A 17,402-nucleotide genomic window follows, 5' to 3' on the forward strand; every position below is an offset into this window, starting at 1 on the left:
CAAAGGAAACTTAACAATAAACATAAGCTTTTCAGAGGGTGAAATATGACTCAAACCGCGGAAAAACCTTTTGGAAAATTGCGCTCTTTCATTTGGCCAATACACATGCATGAGCTAAAGAAAGTTCTGCCAATGTTCCTAATGTTCTTCTGTATTTCATTCAATTACACGATTTTGAGAGATACAAAAGATACTCTTATCGTTACAGCACCGGGATCTGGGGCGGAAGCTATTCCTTTCATTAAATTATGGCTGGTGGTCCCTTCTGCTGTTGTGTTCATGCTTATCTATGCCAAGTTAAGCAACATTTTGAGCAAACAGGCTCTTTTCTTTGCAGTGCTCTCACCTTTCGTCGTATTTTTTGCACTGTTCCCTGTACTTATCTATCCGTATCGTCACATTCTTCACCCAACAGCCTTCGCTGATACATTGCAATCAATACTCCCTTCGGGATTCATGGGTTTCATTGCGATGTTGCGTAACTGGACATTTGCAGCATTCTACGTGCTTTCTGAACTTTGGGGAAGCGTTATGCTCTCTCTAATGTTTTGGGGATTTGCTAACGAAATTACAAAAATTAGTGAAGCTAAACGCTTCTACGCTCTTTTTGGAGTTGGAGCCAATGTTGCTCTCTTAATTTCTGGGCCAGCTATTATATGGTCTTCTAAACTACGCGCAAGCCTCGGCGAAGGAGTTGATCCTTGGGGAATTACTCTTTACTTCTTAATGGCTATGTTTCTTTGCTCCTGCGCTATCATCTCTGCCAGCTATTGGTGGATGAACCGGTATGTGCTTACGGATCCTAGATTCTATAATCCTGCAGAACTAAAGGCTAAGAAATCTAAGCCTAAGATGAGCATGGGTGAGAGCTTCTCTTATCTGTTAAGATCTCCTTACATGTTACTTCTTGCTGTTTTGGTTATTTGCTATGGAATCTGCATCAACCTCGTTGAAGTAACTTGGAAGAGCCAACTTAAAATGCAATTCCCTAATCCTAATGATTACAGTGCTTTCATGGGGAACTTCTCTTTCTGGACTGGAGTTGTATCTGTGATCGTTATGCTTTTCATTGGTGGTAACGTTATCCGTAGATTCGGCTGGTTAACAGGAGCTTTGGTTACGCCTATCATGGTTCTCATAACAGGAGCTGTTTTCTTTGCTCTTGTTATCTTCAGAGACCATGCAACTGGATTAGTCGCAGCTTTGGGCACGACTCCTTTAATGCTAGCAGTCATTGTAGGAGCTGTCCAAAATATTCTGTCGAAATCAACTAAGTATGCCCTTTTTGATGCAACTAAAGAAATGGCCTACATTCCTTTGGATCAGGAACAAAAAGTTAAAGGGAAAGCTGCTATCGACGTTGTTGCGGCTAGATTCGGTAAATCAGGAGGCTCTTTAATTCAACAAGGTCTTTTGGTTATTTGCGGAAGTATCGGCGCTATGACTCCGTTCTTAGCTATAGCACTCTTTGCGATCATCATGGTCTGGTTAACATCCGCAACCAAACTGAACAAACTGTTCTTGGCAGCTTCTGCTGCTAAAGATCGGGAATTGGCAGAAGCCGAAGCTGCTACAGAGAAGGCTGCTTCTTCTACAGCTAAGGAAGCTTCTCCTGCCGTAGAGGGTATTTAAAGATATTCTTTAAATTTTCTCTAAAAAGGCCCCATTCATTCCGAGTGGGGCTTTTTCTTTTATCCTGTAAGCTTCTTCCACAGAACAATCTCTTCAGAATACATTTACTTTTCTCTAGATAGACAACTCACAATTTCGTTAACATATCTTTTTCAAATTCAAATCAGAAACCGGTTAAAAACCTTGAAACCGTATAAAATTGAGAACATTCGTAATTTTTCTATCATTGCCCATATTGACCACGGAAAATCTACTGTCGCAGATCGCTTGCTAGAAAGTACAAGTACCATCGAGCAACGAGAAATGCGTGAACAACTTTTAGATTCTATGGATCTGGAAAGAGAGCGTGGTATTACTATCAAAGCTCATCCAGTCACAATGACGTATGAATATGAGGGAGAAATTTACGAACTGAATCTGATAGATACTCCTGGTCACGTAGATTTTTCTTATGAAGTTTCTCGGTCTCTAGCAGCTTGTGAAGGCGCTCTGCTTATCGTTGACGCTGCACAAGGAGTCCAGGCTCAAAGCCTAGCTAATGTATATCTAGCATTAGAACGCGATTTAGAAATCATTCCTGTATTAAACAAAATCGACCTTCCTGCAGCCCAACCCGAAGCAATAAAAAAACAAATCGAAGAATTTATTGGGCTAGATACCTCTAATGCTGTCGCTTGTTCAGCAAAAACCGGTCAAGGAATTCCAGAAATTTTAGAGTCTATCATAAGGCTCGTGCCACCACCAAAACCTCCTCAAGAGACAGAACTCAAAGCTCTTATTTTTGACTCTCATTACGATCCTTATGTTGGGATCATGGTCTATGTGCGCGTCATTAGTGGAGAAATCAAAAAAGGTGATCGTATTACCTTTATGGCAACTAAAGGCTCTTCCTTTGAAATTTTAGGAATCGGAGCATTCTTGCCAGAAGCAACCTTAATAGAGGGCTCCTTACGAGCAGGACAAGTAGGTTACTTCATTGCGAACTTAAAAAAGGTTAAAGATGTAAAAATAGGGGATACTGTCACCACAGTTAAGCATCCTGCCAAAGAGCCTTTAGAGGGGTTTAAAGAAATTAAACCCGTAGTATTTGCGGGGATTTACCCTATAGATTCTTCGGATTTTGATACCCTTAAAGATGCCTTAGGCCGGTTACAACTTAATGACTCAGCTCTTACAATTGAGCAAGAGAGCAGTCACTCTCTTGGATTCGGATTCCGTTGTGGTTTTTTAGGTCTTCTTCACTTAGAAATCATCTTCGAGAGAATTTCTCGAGAGTTTGATCTTGATATTATTGCTACAGCTCCTAGTGTTATCTATAAAGTGGTCTTCAAAAATGGTAAAACCCTTTTCATTGATAATCCAACAGCATACCCAGACCCAGCTTTGATTGAGCATATGGAAGAGCCTTGGGTTCATGTAAACATCATTACTCCCCAAGAATATCTCAGCAATATCATGAGCCTTTGTATGGATAAACGCGGAGTCTGTTTAAAAACAGACATGCTTGACCAACATAGGCTTGTTCTTTCGTATGAACTTCCTCTTAACGAAATTGTTTCTGATTTTAACGATAAGCTCAAATCTGTTACTAAGGGATACGGTTCTTTTGATTACCGTCTTGGAGATTACAAAAAAGGTTCTATAATCAAACTAGAAATTCTTATTAACGATGAGACCGTGGATGCGTTTTCTTGTCTTGTACACAGAGACAAAGCAGAATCTAAGGGAAGAAGTATCTGTGAAAAACTTGTAGAAGTTATCCCTCCCCAACTCTTTAAAATTCCGATTCAAGCAGCTATCAATAAAAAAATTATTGCTAGAGAGACTATTCGTGCATTGGCAAAGAATGTAACAGCAAAATGCTACGGAGGAGATATCACAAGAAAACGTAAATTGTGGGAAAAACAGAAAAAAGGGAAGAAACGAATGAAAGAATTTGGGAAAGTATCTATTCCTAATACAGCTTTCGTCCAAGTTCTTAAAATGGAATAAAGGCTTCTTTGAGTTTTTTATAAAAAAAAGCCCAGTTTCTCCTTAACTGGGCTTTTTTCTTCTAAACTCTTACGGTTTCCTTAGTTCCTAACCAATCTGTGTGGTAAAACTCTCCACGAGGACGATCCTTTCGCTCGTAACCGTGAGCTCCGAAATAATCCCGCAATCCTTGCGCTAAAAACAAAGGAGAATCTGCGGTCCGATATCCATCATAAAATGACAAAGCAGCCGATAGACAAGGAATAGCTACACCAGCTCCAATAGCATGCAGAACTGCCCTTCGGAAACTCGTTTCAGAGTTGAACAGAACTTTTTTGAAATAATCTTGTAACATAAGCGAATGAGCATCTGGACTTTCTCTAAATCCTTGATAAATTTTATCTAAGAACACGCTCTGTATAATACAACCTCCGCGCCATATCAAAGCTAGTTCACCCAGATCCAGATTCCATCCTTTTTCCTCAGAGACCTGCTTCATTAGCATAAATCCTTGAGCATAGCTGATAATCTTTGCTACATAAAGGGCTTCTCTCAAATCTTCTATGAACGATAAAGTCTCTTGTGGAGGATGATGAAGAAACGGAATCCCGGGCAATTCCAACGAAGCTTCCTTACGAATCTCTTTCCAAGTCGACAGATAACGAGCTAGAACAGACTCAATAATCAGTGACATAGGAACCCCTGCTTCAATAGCATCTTCAGCAACCCAACGCCCTGTCCCTTTCTGTCCTGCCACATCAAGAATAGTTGAAGCTATAGGATTCCCATCCTCATCTTTTGCCATTAACACAGCAGCTGCAGCCCCTATGAGATAACTATTCAGATCTGTCTGATTCCATCTAGAAAAGATATCTCCTATCTCTTCAGAAGAAAATTGAAGACGAGATTTCAATATCTCATAAGTTTCACAAATTAACTGAATATCTCCATATTCTATACCATTATGAACTGCTTTCACAAAATGCCCAGCTCCTCCTGCACCAATCCAAGAACAGCAAGGTTTACCATCAACCTGAGCAGCTATTGACTGAAAAATAGGAGCGATAATAGGCCAGGCATCAGCATTCCCTCCTGGCATAATAGAGGGTCCCTTCCGAGCACCTTCTTCCCCTCCAGAGACTCCCATACCGACGAATAAAATTCGTTCTTTTTTGAGATCGACATAGCGACGCTCGGAATCCAGGTAATAACTATTCCCCCCATCAATCAGAACATCTCCTTCCTCCAAAAAAGGAAGAAGAGAGGCAATCATTTCATCAACAGGAACCCCCGCTTTGATCATCATCATAATCTTACGAGGACGTTTCAAAGATTGAACGAACTCTTTAATCGTAGAAAATCCTTGCAGAACCCCATTCTCTCCATGATTTTCTAAGAAAGCCTTTGTCTTCTCTGGGCTTCGATTATAAACAGAGACAGAAAACCCTTTATCTATCATGTTCAATACAAGGTTTTTGCCCATTACAGCCAAACCAATCAACCCAATATCTGTATTTGGAGCCACTGCCCCCTCCTAATCTAGTTAAGATCTATAACCTGTTTTTTCTTCTTCCCTTGGGAAATAAGAATATACCGACCAAAGCATAACTGTGTACCATCTAGAATGCCTTGCTCATCTATCAAAGGCTCTTGGTTAATATAAAGTCCCCGCTGCTGAATCAGTCTTCTCGCCTCTCCTTTTGAAGCACAAAAACCAAGTTGCACAACGATATCCAACCAGCGCTTTCCTATCACATCTGCTCGCGCAACTTTAACACCAACTCCAGACTGAATTAAAGCAGCCAGTTCTGACTCAGAGATTTCCTTGCCCTTACTAACAAAAAAGCTTTCTGTAGCAGCTTGTGCCTGGGCTAACCCCTCGTCACCGTGAACATCCTTAACAATAATATCCGCAACGTATCTCTTTACGACTTGTGGATCAGTAACTAGACGCTTATCAAGAGCAAAAACTTCTTCATTATCAAGTAAAGTGAGAGTTCGTACTATTTTGGGGATTTCTTGATCTGGTAAACGTAAGAAATACTGAAACAATTCGTAAGAAGATGTTAATGTGGGATCCAACCAAACAGTCCCAGATTCTGTTTTCCCAATTTTCTTCCCTTTGCTATCAGTTAGCAAAGGATAAGTGAGTCCGTAGGCTTGTCCCAATCCTCGCCGACGAATATAGTCGATTCCTGATGTAATATTCCCCCACTGATCACTTCCTCCACATTGCAATACAACATTATGTTGTTTGAAAAGATATGCAAAATCGTAGGACTGTAATAACAAGTAACTGAACTCAGTGTAACTGATCCCTTCCTCAGAATACACCCGTTGTTTCACTACATCTTTAGCTAACATTGGGCCCAGACGAAAATGTTTCCCAACATCTCTGAGAAAATCAACCATGCTCAAAGATCCTAACCAATCAGCATTGTTGACAATACGAACACCAGGTAAATAGCTAGCAAGGGCAGATATAATCTTTTCAGTATTATCAAGTACTTGAGCTTGATCTAATAATGAGCGCTCTACACTTTTCCCTGAAGGGTCCCCTATCATTCCTGTTGCTCCTCCAACAAGAGCGACGGGCGTAATTCCATATGCTAATAATCGACGCAGAAAACAAACACCAATCCAGTGTCCTATATGTAAAGAAGGAGCCGTCGGATCGAAGCCCAGATATGCAGAAACAGGAGCAGTTATATTTTCTAACCCTGCGGAAGAATTATCTAAAATCCCCCGTTTCCGAAGGCTTTCGATTAATTGTTGCATAGAATCTGTCCTTATAAACTATCCGGCAACATCTTATCCATCCTGTTCTTTTTATAGCAAGGCAAGCTACACTAGATATTCTACCGAATACCACGCCCCTTTGGATGAGATTGCGCAATAAGAAAAGCAAAAAAAGATTATTCAGAACCAGTTACTACAACAGGCTCGATAACGTGCCCCGTAACTTTAATAAGGCTTTAGAGTGAATTTGAGAAACCCGAGATTCGCTGACCCCTAAAATCTTCCCGATTTCTTTTAACACCAAATCGTCATAATAGTATAAAGCCATGACTTGCTGCTCCTTCTCATCAAGAGAAAGCAGCGCTTCTGTCAGAATAGAAATAGCTTCTTTTCTTTTAATAACATCATACCCGGTTTCCGCTCGTTCATCTGCAATTCTTTCTTCTAAAGCCAAACCTTCATCATCATCTTGAGAGGAAAAATCATCGTTCAGAGAAAGAACAAGAGCTGGTCGAGAGGAAGAAAACCAATATGATAATTCCTGCTGTGAAATATTCAAATACTCACACAAATCTCCATCAGTAGGCTCCTTTCCAAGAGTCTGCCTCAATGAATCCATTGCATCAGTTAATCTGTTTGCTCTCTGATAAACACTTCTTGGCACCCAATCCTGTTTACGCAGATCATCAATGATCGCCGCCTTAATAACGAAAAGAGCATAACTTTCAAATCGCTTACTTTTTTCTGGATCAAACCGCTCAACAGCTCGAACTAATCCCTCCACTCCGGAAGCATACAGATCCTCTATCTTCACATGCGGAGGCATACCTGATGCGAGCCGATGCGCTACATTTTTCACAAGAGGAAGGTAAGCTTCGATCAAAAAATCCCTATGCTGGACTTCTTTAGTCGACCAATACAGTTGCCAAGTATCTGCGAGATCCTGAGTCTTCACGAAAAAAATCTTTTATAAACTAAAAAAATAAGGTTAAATCAAATAAATTTTTTAAACAATATCTACCCGTACGTAACTAATAGGCGATTCCTAACAAATAACTCTTTTTAAGATAATAAAACTTCATCAGAAATGGTTCCTAACAAAGTTATAGGGATCTCCTCTGGCAACTCGCTATGAGCAAGAACGAGTAAATCTGGGAAATATGGATCGATTATGCGCTTCAGCTCTTTTCTCGTTTCAGCTCCTGTTACAATAGCTCGGAAATCCCCTTCACCAACTTGCAACAAACTCCTAACCTGAGAAACCACTTTCTCATTTAAATCTAACGCAACTTTCTCCTGAGAATCACGCACAAATTGCTCAACCAGAGAATCAACGGTAATCACCTTTAAAGCATCTTTTCTATTCCATAGAGATAACCCAATCTGTTTCCCTAAATATTTACGTACGCACTCTACTAATGACTGAGAATCTTTTGCTTGGGAACTAAATAAATCAATAGCTTCAAGAATTTTAGGGAACAAATGCAATGATACATTCTCCTTAACGAGGGTCCTAAGTAAAAAAATCAAAGAATTTTCTGAAATTTTAATTGGGACAATTTCCTCTATCGATAAGAAAGATTTCTTTTGAAATTCTTCAACTAAATGGGCAACAAAACTTTCATTAACAGTTTCAGAAGCTAACCTTTTCATTGCCTCTAACAGAGCAGAGAAAGAAAGCTCTTTTAGAGAAATTTCCTGCCCTGCAAAAATCATTCGAGAAGAAACGCCACTGACGTGATGTATAACGCTCGACTCAGGAAAAATCACTCCTAATTCTCGATAAATCTCACTACGAGCTTTTGCATAAAGGCTCGTAATATCTTCTTGAGCTTGACTCCCAAGGACTAATTCTACCCGCTCATTCTTGAATAATAAGTGCTCTTCTGAGGGAGGTTTCTTATATCCTAACAACAAGAGCGCAGAAAATCCTAATATCAAAATTTTAGGAGCCCCAGGAACGCAACACATCCCACATAAAATCAAAGCGATAAAAAGAAAACTTGGTCTGCATTGCTCATAATAATCGGCTAAATGCTGCGCTAAGCTCTCCTTTTCTCCAACCTTGGCAATAAGTGTCGCTGCTGAACAAGATGTTAGCAATGCAGGGATTTGGCTAACCAAAGCATCTCCTAGTACTGTTAACCACAAGTCGTAACCAGAAATATCCTGTCTTAAAAACAAGGCCGATAGAATATTGACTCCCAATAAGATCCAACTCATTATGGCATCGCCTTTTACGAAGCGAAAAACTCCCTCCATAGCAGAAAAATACGCACTCTCTTCTAGGAAAAAGCTCTTTTTAGCAGAAGCTCTTCCATACCCAATTCTTCCCGCTGCAATGTCAGCATCTAAAGACATTTGCTTTCCTGGAAGAGCTTCTAAAGAGAATCGCGCTCGCACCTCCGCTATACGCTCAGCTCCTTTAGTTACTACGAGAAAATTTACTAAAAACAATAGTAAACATGCTGTAAGAGCAACAGGCACTCGACCTAAAGAAAAAAAATTCCCTAAAGCAAAAATTAAAGGGGATGCCCATCCTGAAGCTAAAATCCATCGAGTAGAAGCTAAATTTAATCCAAGTCGAAGTAAACAGAGATAGAGTAAAAGCGAAGGAAAGATTTTAGCAGAAGATACGGAGCGAAGTGAGAACACCCAAAAAACCATCGACAGAGAACACGCTAAATTCGCGCATACGCCAAAATCAATCAACCAACGAGGAAGCGGAAATATTAAAGTGAATAATACACAACCAGGAATTCCTATAATTTTCCAAGAACTTCTTCCAAAATTATTCACAATATTCCCCCAATTATACCGAACGAATACCCAGCAAGAACTATATCTTCAAGAAGAAGTTCGAAGAATATTTTTCATTTATACTATCTTTCTCTTGTCGAGTATATAACTTATATGATAACTTCAGTGGCTTCTACTTCCTATTCGGAGTATAGCGCAGCCTGGTTAGCGCGGTTGCTTTGGGAGCAATAGGTCGGGGGTTCGAATCCCTCTACTCCGATCTTTTATGAACAGGAAATTGTTTTCTTCTCTGGAGATTTTATGGCTAAACTCATTGTTTCAGCGGATGGTGAAACTCAAGAGTTCGACCTAGAAGATGGTTCCCCTATAGCCGAAGTTTGTGAAAGCGTTGGCATTCCTTTGGCTTGTGCCGAGGGGGTTTGTGGAACATGTGTTGTCGAAGTTTTAGAGGGAGAAGAGAATTTGTCGGAGTTTTCCGAAGCCGAGCAAGATTTTTTAGGAGAACCTGGGCCATCTCATGAGCGTTTAGCTTGTCAGTGTTGTATTAAGGGCGGCTGTGTCAAATTAACCTTTTAACTGCTCCATTGCCTATTACATGGGATAGTCCTTCATCCAAAGTCTTCGGTTGAATTTTGATAAATAGGGCCCCATGTCTACTTCATTATCTGCAATACAAGGCATTACGCATACTCATCGAGAACTTGTTACTGTGATGCGTGAAGAAGCTTCGGTTACATCTCTTCTATCTAGTGTGGGAATTATCTTAGGGCTTGTCGGTTGCTTAATAGGAATTGTTGCCTCCCTTCCAGCTTTAGCTATTGTTTCTGTGTTTGTTTTGGGAATCAGCATCTATCTTCTCATTACAAATGTTTTTCTTCACAAAAGACATCTGATAGAAAAAAGCCTGATCAAAAGTCTTCCTTCCCCTACTCCCTCTGAAGACGTTCCGGAAGTTCTTGAGCAAGAGGCCCCAGAATCTCCTAAACCGTTAAAGGGCACTATCGCAGAAACTTTACTTAACTGGAACCGCATAGATTCGTCCTCTCTTTTTCCATACTTCCTTTCTTCTGATAGGATCTTACTTTTTAGAAATCCCTCAGCTCGATTCAAAGCATGGAATATGCCGGGGACACGAACTCTGTTCATTTCTACATCTGGCCCAGCTGCATCTTTGAGAATCCAATCGGAGTTACCTGCAGCCGTTGTTAACGGTACACATTCAGCTTCTTGCGAACAAGGAGGAAGAGGGGTCAATGATTTATTTTCCGTAGTACTTACCGATAAGTGTTGGGAGCGGTCCAAGCCTAAGTCTGGTATTCTACTTCCAGGAGAATGCTCTTCAACAGCCTGGGAAGATAACTATTCTATAGTTCCCCAATGGGACTCCCAAACTTCGACCTACAATAAGCCTGTTCTGTTTATGCAAGCATATGCTCCTAAAGCGTCTTGTTATGCGAACAATGTTGACTATTGTTATTATCATTGTTGTAGAGCTTATATAAATTGTTTTGAAAAAGCTTTGAACCAAGGCTGTCATATTATTCAAACTCCTCTCCTCGCTTCTTTTCCGGATTTTGTTCCTCAGGAGGAGCGCAAACGGAGAAGATGGATGGAAGCTGCTAAACTGGCTTTACTCCATGCGGTAGAAATCATATCTTCTAAACATCCATCAAAAGATATAGTGATTGTTTTAACCGATGTGCCTCAGCCGATTCCTTTCTAAAAAAAATAAAGGAGGGTATATTGCTATAATAAGCCTTCCTTTCAATCAATCTAACACTTACACTTCTTCCGTCCCCAGTTTTTCTAAAAATGAGCAAGTTTGCTCTACGGCATAATGTAAATCAAAAAATTGTTTATGAAAGACCTCGCTAGACAACATCCTGCTACACAAAAAGTTTTTCGAAGGAACACATTTTCAGTGAAAATCGGTGATCTTTTTGTTGGTAGCAAGCACTCTATCAAAATCCAATCTATGACAACAACGGCCACTACGGATGTGGAAGGAACTGTTAGACAAATTTGCGCTTTACAAGAGAGTGGGTGTGAAATAGCTCGGGTGACAGTACAAGGACTAAAAGAAGCGAATGCCTGCGAGGAGATAAAAGATCGTTTGATTCAACAAAATGTCTCGATCCCTCTTATTGCAGATATTCATTTTTTTCCCCCAGCTGCTATGCATGTCGCAGATTTTGTAGACAAAGTGCGTATTAACCCAGGAAATTACGTGGATAAGCGCAACATGTTCTCAAGAAAAATCTACTCCGATGAGCAGTATGCGCATAGTCTAGAACGTCTGGTAGAAAAATTCTCTCCTCTTGTTGAGAAATGTAAGCGTTTAAGAAAAGCTATACGAATAGGAGTTAATCATGGCTCCCTATCCGAGCGCATTACGCAACGTTATGGTGATAGTATTGAAGGAATGGTCTATTCTGCACTTGAATATGCCGAAATCTGTGTAAATATGGATTACCATGATGTGGTCTTTTCGATGAAATCAAGTAGCCCGAAGGTCATGGTGGCAGCTTATCGGGCTTTAGCTCATGAATTGGATAAGAGAGGATGGTTTTATCCTCTACATCTAGGTGTTACGGAGGCAGGAACAGGCCTCGATGGAATTGTGAAGTCTGCAGTAGGTATAGGAACTTTACTCTCCGAAGGATTAGGAGATACCATTCGCTGTTCTCTAACAGGACATCCCACCACTGAAATTCCTATTTGTATAAACTTACTCAATCAAACAACAAAATACTTTGATATCGTAGAGAAATTTAATCCTTTCAAAATCAATTGCTCCGAGCAATTGGCTTCCCAGGAAACTCAAAAAAATCTTCCTTGGGGGAACGTCTATGGTCTTCTCGTTAATTTAACTGAAAAGCACTTACTAACTACAGAACCAGCTACTCTCCTCGAATGCTTAGGAGTTAACATAACAACTGGAGAAAAAGACCCTACAACTCCCGAAGGTGTAGTCATTCCCAGATCTATGAGCTCTTCAGCAATTGTCTCTGAAATAAAAAAACATTTGCTTGTTTTGCATAAAGAAGATTCACCTGTTCTTAACACAATGAACCAAGAATCTTGGACTTCTACAGAAACTTTTTCATCATCATTTGTGTATTTTGAAGTAGATGACATCTATGAGGCACGTCAATTTTTCTTTTTACGACGAGAACATACACAACCAGTTTGTCTAAGTTTCTCTTTGAATCCTAATCTTCCTGAAAATGAAGCTATTATTGATTTATCTACTCGTTTGGGAGCCTTACTCTTAGACGGATTAGGATCTTGCGTGCTTCTTAATTTATCAGACTTAAAACTCTCCCGAGTTCTTGGTTTCTCGATTTTACAAAGCGCGAATGTTCGATCTGTAACCGTAGAATACATTTCTTGTCCGGGATGTGGTAGAACATTATTTGATCTTCCTCAAGTTTCCCAACGTATTCGCGAAAGAACCAAACACTTACCTGAAGGGTTAAAAATTGCTGTAATGGGCTGCATTGTCAATGGACCTGGGGAAATGGCTGATGCAGATTTCGGCTACGTAGGGTCTAAACCAGGAATGATTGATCTGTATGTGAAACATAAATGTGTAAAATCTTGCATTCCTATGGAAAATGCTGAAGAAGAATTAGTCCAATTGCTAAAAGAACATGGTGTATGGAAAGAACCAGAATAGGGTGACGAATGACTACTCAATCGCAAGTTTTGCGTATACATACTTTTCCTGAACTGGAGCACTTTCCTATTCGTCATGGGGTTTTCCCAAAACAAAATGACGAAGAACATGCTTGTCAGGCTTCTGATAAGGTCATTTCCTCTTACTTAGGAGGAGATGATTTTTGTAATGCGCATCAAGTGCATAGCACAAGTTTGCGCTATGTCACTCATAAGACACCGAAACGGTGTCCTGCTGATGGACTATTAACGGATATTCCACTACTTTCATTGCATATTTATCATGCAGACTGCCAAGCAGCTATTTTTTATGATCCAGAACATCATGTGATTGCTGACGTACATGCAGGATGGCGGGGTCTTGTAGGTAATATCTATGCTGTTACCGTTCGTCTTCTTAAAAAAAGGTTCGGCTCTGATCCTCGAGATCTTATCGTGGCTATAGCCCCTTCATTGGGCCCCGATATGGCGATTTACCCAGATTATAAACAACTATTTCCTTCTAGTTTTTTCCTTACAATGCCCCAAGAAAATCACCTAGATTTCCGCGCTGTAGCAAGAAATCAACTTCTAGCAGAGGGATTGTTAAAGAATCACATCTTCATCTCAGAACGTTGTACGTGTTCGGAATCCGATGTATTCTTCTCCTTCAGAGGTTGGCGATCCCATCATCAAAATCATCCTTTGGTAACCCGCCCCCGAAGAAATAATGTAACTGCGGTTCTACTTCTACCTAGATAATTAGGTTCTAGGAGACTCCTCAATTTCACATAATCAATAAAAGCTCTGGTTGTTCTAACAACTCTTTAATATTAACGAGAAATCCCACAGCTTCTTTCCCATCAATAATCCGATGATCGTAACTCATAGCAACATACATCATATCAGCTATAATAATGGTATCTTCTCTTACTACAGGGCGCTTCTCTATCTTGTGCATACCGAGAATACCAACTTGTGGAGGATTGATAATTGGCGTCGATAAAAGCGAGCCATAAACCCCACCATTAGTAATCGTGAAGCTTCCTCCCTCTAGCTCATGAATGGCCAGATTGCCTTTTCGAGCACGAGAAGCCAAATCTGCAAGCTGTAATTCAATATCCCCATTGGATAACTGATCACAATTACGAATCACAGGAACAACTAATCCTCGATCTGTCCCTACAGCAATAGAAATGTCATAGTAATGACGATAAACAATTTCATTTCCATCAATGTATGCATTCACACGAGGATACTTCTTCAAAGAATCAACAACGGCTTTAATGAAGAAAGACATATAACCAAGTTTAACGCCATATTTCGACACAAAAGCATCTTGCTTTTCCTTACGCAAAGCAATCATGGGCCCCATATATACTTCGTTAAACGTAGTTAGCATTGCTGAATCATGCAAAGCCTGAACCAATCTACGAGAAATGGTCTTGCGAATAGCACTCATAGACTCTCGAGATTCTCTACTATTAGAGTCAGATCGTTGTATCTCTTTTAAAGGAACAAAACGTTTTCCTTCTGCAGGAGGATCCTGTCTTAAGGATGAGGGGAAAGAAATAATCTGCGCATCGCTTTCCTGCTCTACAAGACTAAACGGCATCTGCTCACGAATTTGCAAAGTATCTTGGCTTTCAGATTCAAAGATTGTGCCGACAACACTACCAACTGCTACCGTATCACCAACAGAAACACTCCATTCTACCCTTCCTGAACAAGGAGCATAGATCAACTGATTAACCTTATCACTCTCTATCTCGAGTATCCCCTGATTCTCTTGAACACAATCTCCAGAGGACACTAATAGCGAAGAAACTGTCACTTCACTAATAGACTCTGCAATATTTGGAATACGAACCTCTATACCCATGCTCTACTCCCTACCTATAGAAAACAAAGTTTCCATTAATGTGGACAATTCTTGTTGGCTCAAACTTGCAGATCCTGTTGCTGTTGAACTACTTCTAGGACGACTTACACATTGTAACTTACTCGGAAAGATCTCATCGGTTGCTAAAGAAAAATAACTAAAAGCTCCCATATTCTGAGGTTCTTCTTGCAACCATATATATTTTTCAACTTGAGAATACTTACCTATCAAAATCAATAAATCTTCCAAATATAGCGGATATAGACTTTCTACACGTATGCAGGCAAAAAGGGATGCACAATCTTTTGGTAGAGCCCCGCAATAGTCGTAATAAATTTTACCACTACATAGTACAAGAATTTTCGCTCGATAATTAGGATTCGCATCCTCCAAGAAAGGTTTGAATCCTCCTTTTACCCCAAAATCTTCTATAGAACTGACACACTTAGGATGTCTTAACAACATTTTAGGAGTAAAAACAATCAATGGAAGGGAGAGATCTCTTTTTGTATGTTCTCTGAGAATACGGAAATATTGTACGGGAGTCGAAGGGAGTACAACTTGAAAGTTCCAATTAGCAGCTAGCTGTAGATATCGTTCTATGCGAGCAGAGGAATGCTCTGGCCCCTGTCCTTCATAACCATGAGGAAGTAAAACTACCAAATCTGAATGTAGATCCCACTTCTGAATCCCAGAAGAGATGTATTGGTCAAAAATAATCTGTGCTCCGTTAGAAAAATCTCCAAACTGAGCTTCCCAAATCACTAAAGTCCTTTCTGCTTGTTGTGCATAACCATACTCAAAACCCAACACAGCATACTCTGAAAGAGGAGAGTTGTATAATTCTACACTCCCCTGACTTGAGGACACATGATACAAAGGAGAGAAGGTATCCTCTGTTTGAATGTCTGTCCAAACAAGCTGTCTCTGGCTGAAAGTTCCTCGAATCGAATCTTGTCCAGATAACCGCAAAGAAAAGCCTTCTTGCAATAAAGAAGCAAAAGCTACCTCCTCTGCCATTCCCCAATCATAATCCTGATCTCCATTAGCCATACTCATACGTTTATTTAATAAAGCTTTAACTTTAGCGTGTAGAGTAAAATGCTCAGGGACATCACAAAGTTTCACACTCAAGTCAAACAACGAGTCCTTATCTAAAGAAACATCAACATTATCAATAAGAAGCTCTCCTGCCTCCATACGGGAACAGTGCATACATTCTTGTTTCGTCCACTGTTCGACACCAGGATCTTTCAAAGAGGCAAATTCACGGTTTAAAGTATCCGCAATCTCTGTATCAATATGATCTAACTCCTGGGAAGAGATTTTCCACTCGGGATGATTCAATATTCTCTCTTTCAGTAGTACAGAAATAGGCCTTTTCTTTTTGATTTCTTCATAAAGAAACGGAGCTGTAACGGAAGGATCGTCACTCTCATTGTGGCCATATTTTCGATAGCAGCATAAATCAATAATCACATCACAATGGAATCGCTCCCGAACACTCAACGCGTGCTCGACAACCTCAAGACAAGCTAAAACATCTTCGCTATTCACTCTAAATACGGGGATGCCCATCATCTTGGCAATATCTGTGCAATAGGGTGTAGACCGAGATTCTCTAGGATGAGCTGTGAATCCTATCTGATTGTTCACAACAATGTGTAAAGTCCCTTCCGTGGAATACCCTGGAATTCTACTCAACTGAAAAGTCTCGTATACTACTCCCTGTCCGGATAAAGCGGCATCTCCATGCATCAAAACTGCTAAACAAGACTGCTCTTTTCCAGCTTCTCCCTGATGTTGAATAGCAGCTACAGTGCCTTCTACAACAGGATCCACAGCTTCCAAATGGCTTGGATTCGGTAATAAGGCCATCATGACATTCTGTTCAGGTCGATTGGCTACATAACCTTTGTGATACTTTACATCTCCAACATCTTGAATTCCTCTCATTTGAGGGGCATCCTCAAATTCCATGAAAATCTGTCGGTAAGGTTTATGAAAAACGTTTGCTAAAACATTCAAGCGACCGCGATGAGGCATCCCCATTACAAAACGATTGGTTCCTTGCTGTGCACCACACGCAATGAGCTGTTCCAGCATAGGGATCAAACTCTCCCCACCTTCTAAAGAAAAACGCTTCTGTCCAGTAAATTTAATCTGTAAAAATTCTTCAAAAGCTCCAGCTTGTTTTATTTCCCGATACCGAGCAAGAAGCACTTCTTTAGTTAGGGCAACTTTATCTCCCTCCATCAGTTTCCAAATATATTCTTGAATCTCAGGAGAACAGTTTAACGTTTCTACAGCAATACTACGACAATACTTATCTTTTAATACCTGAATGAAATCCGCGATACGAACATGCGATTGAGGAAGCAGTCCTAAAGACGGAACCATTTCCTGTAAATCAAACCCCCGAACTTTCTCTGAGACTAAAGGAGATTCTGATACAGAAGATAACGGAGAAATCTGACTCTGCAAATAGCCATAATGACGATATATCATGAGGAGACTTTGAGCCTTTTTTTCCTGTAAAGCTTCCAAAGCCTTATCACTAGAAGTGGAAGGAGAAAGGACATCGGACTTGCCAACTTGATAACCTTCAAAAAAATATTTCCATGAAGAATCTAATGGCTCGTGTCTTTCAAATCGTTTAAATAGAGCTTCTATCCAATCAATATCTGACGAATGTACATGCTTAGCGAAGTCTGAATCCATAAAAAGAATCTATTTATTGAGGGAGATACTTTTAGAAGTT

12 protein-coding genes and 1 tRNA gene are annotated in these 17,402 nt (G+C 40.2%); 7 read left to right on the forward strand and 6 right to left on the reverse strand.

All coding sequences use genetic code 11. From position 1 onward, the window contains the following. Window positions 1-45: 45 nt before the first annotated feature. The gene (gene npt1, locus IJ490_RS01180) at window positions 46-1,632 is read left to right on the forward strand and encodes an NTP/NDP exchange transporter Npt1 (RefSeq protein WP_291892054.1); all 1,587 of its coding nucleotides are present in this window, start codon (window positions 46-48) and stop codon (window positions 1,630-1,632) included. 183 nt (window positions 1,633-1,815) lie between these two features. Beyond that, on the forward strand, window positions 1,816-3,624 hold the full coding sequence (lepA, locus tag IJ490_RS01185) for a translation elongation factor 4 (RefSeq protein ID WP_291892058.1): 1,809 nt from the start codon (window positions 1,816-1,818) through the stop codon (window positions 3,622-3,624). 61 nt (window positions 3,625-3,685) lie between these two features. Here the strand turns inward: lepA and gnd are convergent, their stop codons facing one another. The 4 genes from gnd to IJ490_RS01205 all read right to left on the reverse strand — a co-directional run bounded on the left by gnd (window position 3,686) and on the right by IJ490_RS01205 (window position 9,141). Continuing rightward, on the reverse strand, window positions 3,686-5,128 hold the full coding sequence (gene gnd / locus IJ490_RS01190; protein ID WP_291892061.1) for a decarboxylating NADP(+)-dependent phosphogluconate dehydrogenase: 1,443 nt from the start codon (window positions 5,126-5,128) through the stop codon (window positions 3,686-3,688). Window positions 5,129-5,142: 14 nt separating this feature from the next. Next, window positions 5,143-6,381 (reverse strand): tyrosine--tRNA ligase, encoded by a 1,239-nt coding sequence (tyrS, locus tag IJ490_RS01195; RefSeq protein ID WP_291892066.1) that lies wholly within the window; start codon window positions 6,379-6,381, stop codon window positions 5,143-5,145. Between the two features lie 154 nt (window positions 6,382-6,535). Next, a complete protein-coding gene (locus IJ490_RS01200; RefSeq protein ID WP_291892069.1) occupies window positions 6,536-7,297 on the reverse strand; it encodes a FliA/WhiG family RNA polymerase sigma factor in 762 nt (253 codons plus the stop codon). 107 nt (window positions 7,298-7,404) lie between these two features. Continuing rightward, window positions 7,405-9,141, reverse strand: a complete 1,737-nt coding sequence (locus tag IJ490_RS01205; protein WP_291892072.1) for an FHIPEP family type III secretion protein — start codon at window positions 9,139-9,141, stop codon at window positions 7,405-7,407. A 145-nt stretch (window positions 9,142-9,286) separates the two neighbouring features. Here IJ490_RS01205 and IJ490_RS01210 point away from each other — a divergent pair. From IJ490_RS01210 to pgeF, 5 genes are all read left to right on the forward strand, one after another. Continuing rightward, window positions 9,287-9,361 (forward strand) — tRNA-Pro (locus IJ490_RS01210). A gap of 41 nt (window positions 9,362-9,402) precedes the next feature. Next, the gene (locus tag IJ490_RS01215; protein ID WP_291892075.1) at window positions 9,403-9,678 is read left to right on the forward strand and encodes a 2Fe-2S iron-sulfur cluster-binding protein; all 276 of its coding nucleotides are present in this window, start codon (window positions 9,403-9,405) and stop codon (window positions 9,676-9,678) included. A gap of 73 nt (window positions 9,679-9,751) precedes the next feature. Beyond that, window positions 9,752-10,825 carry a hypothetical protein gene (locus IJ490_RS01220; protein ID WP_291892079.1) on the forward strand — a complete coding sequence of 358 codons (1,074 nt, stop codon included), beginning with the start codon at window positions 9,752-9,754 and terminating at the stop codon, window positions 10,823-10,825. A gap of 135 nt (window positions 10,826-10,960) precedes the next feature. After that, window positions 10,961-12,781: a 4-hydroxy-3-methylbut-2-en-1-yl diphosphate synthase gene (locus IJ490_RS01225; protein ID WP_291892082.1), complete on the forward strand. Its 1,821-nt coding sequence runs from the start codon at window positions 10,961-10,963 to the stop codon at window positions 12,779-12,781. Window positions 12,782-12,789: 8 nt separating this feature from the next. Further along, complete coding sequence (pgeF, locus tag IJ490_RS01230) at window positions 12,790-13,521, forward strand: peptidoglycan editing factor PgeF (RefSeq protein ID WP_291892085.1); 732 nt, start codon at window positions 12,790-12,792, stop codon at window positions 13,519-13,521. Between the two features lie 25 nt (window positions 13,522-13,546). Here the strand turns inward: pgeF and sucB are convergent, their stop codons facing one another. Both sucB and IJ490_RS01240 read right to left on the reverse strand, forming a co-directional pair. After that, window positions 13,547-14,641 carry a dihydrolipoyllysine-residue succinyltransferase gene (gene sucB, locus IJ490_RS01235; RefSeq protein WP_291892088.1) on the reverse strand — a complete coding sequence of 365 codons (1,095 nt, stop codon included), beginning with the start codon at window positions 14,639-14,641 and terminating at the stop codon, window positions 13,547-13,549. A 3-nt stretch (window positions 14,642-14,644) separates the two neighbouring features. Then, on the reverse strand, window positions 14,645-17,362 hold the full coding sequence (locus IJ490_RS01240) for a 2-oxoglutarate dehydrogenase E1 component (RefSeq protein WP_291892091.1): 2,718 nt from the start codon (window positions 17,360-17,362) through the stop codon (window positions 14,645-14,647). Window positions 17,363-17,402 lie beyond the last annotated feature (40 nt).

Source organism: Chlamydia sp. (assembly GCF_017472245.1).
Lineage (GTDB): Bacteria > Chlamydiota > Chlamydiia > Chlamydiales > Chlamydiaceae > Chlamydia.

Coding starts and splice junctions, on each gene's coding strand:
- IJ490_RS01240 (WP_291892091.1), bottom strand. CDS start 17,362: ATGGATTCAGACTTCGCTAAGCATGTACATTCGTCAGATATTGATTGG.
- npt1 (WP_291892054.1), top strand. CDS start 46: ATGACTCAAACCGCGGAAAAACCTTTTGGAAAATTGCGCTCTTTCATT.
- pgeF (WP_291892085.1), top strand. CDS start 12,790: ATGACTACTCAATCGCAAGTTTTGCGTATACATACTTTTCCTGAACTG.
- IJ490_RS01215 (WP_291892075.1), top strand. CDS start 9,403: ATGGCTAAACTCATTGTTTCAGCGGATGGTGAAACTCAAGAGTTCGAC.
- IJ490_RS01225 (WP_291892082.1), top strand. CDS start 10,961: ATGAAAGACCTCGCTAGACAACATCCTGCTACACAAAAAGTTTTTCGA.
- tyrS (WP_291892066.1), bottom strand. CDS start 6,381: ATGCAACAATTAATCGAAAGCCTTCGGAAACGGGGGATTTTAGATAAT.
- sucB (WP_291892088.1), bottom strand. CDS start 14,641: ATGGGTATAGAGGTTCGTATTCCAAATATTGCAGAGTCTATTAGTGAA.
- IJ490_RS01220 (WP_291892079.1), top strand. CDS start 9,752: ATGTCTACTTCATTATCTGCAATACAAGGCATTACGCATACTCATCGA.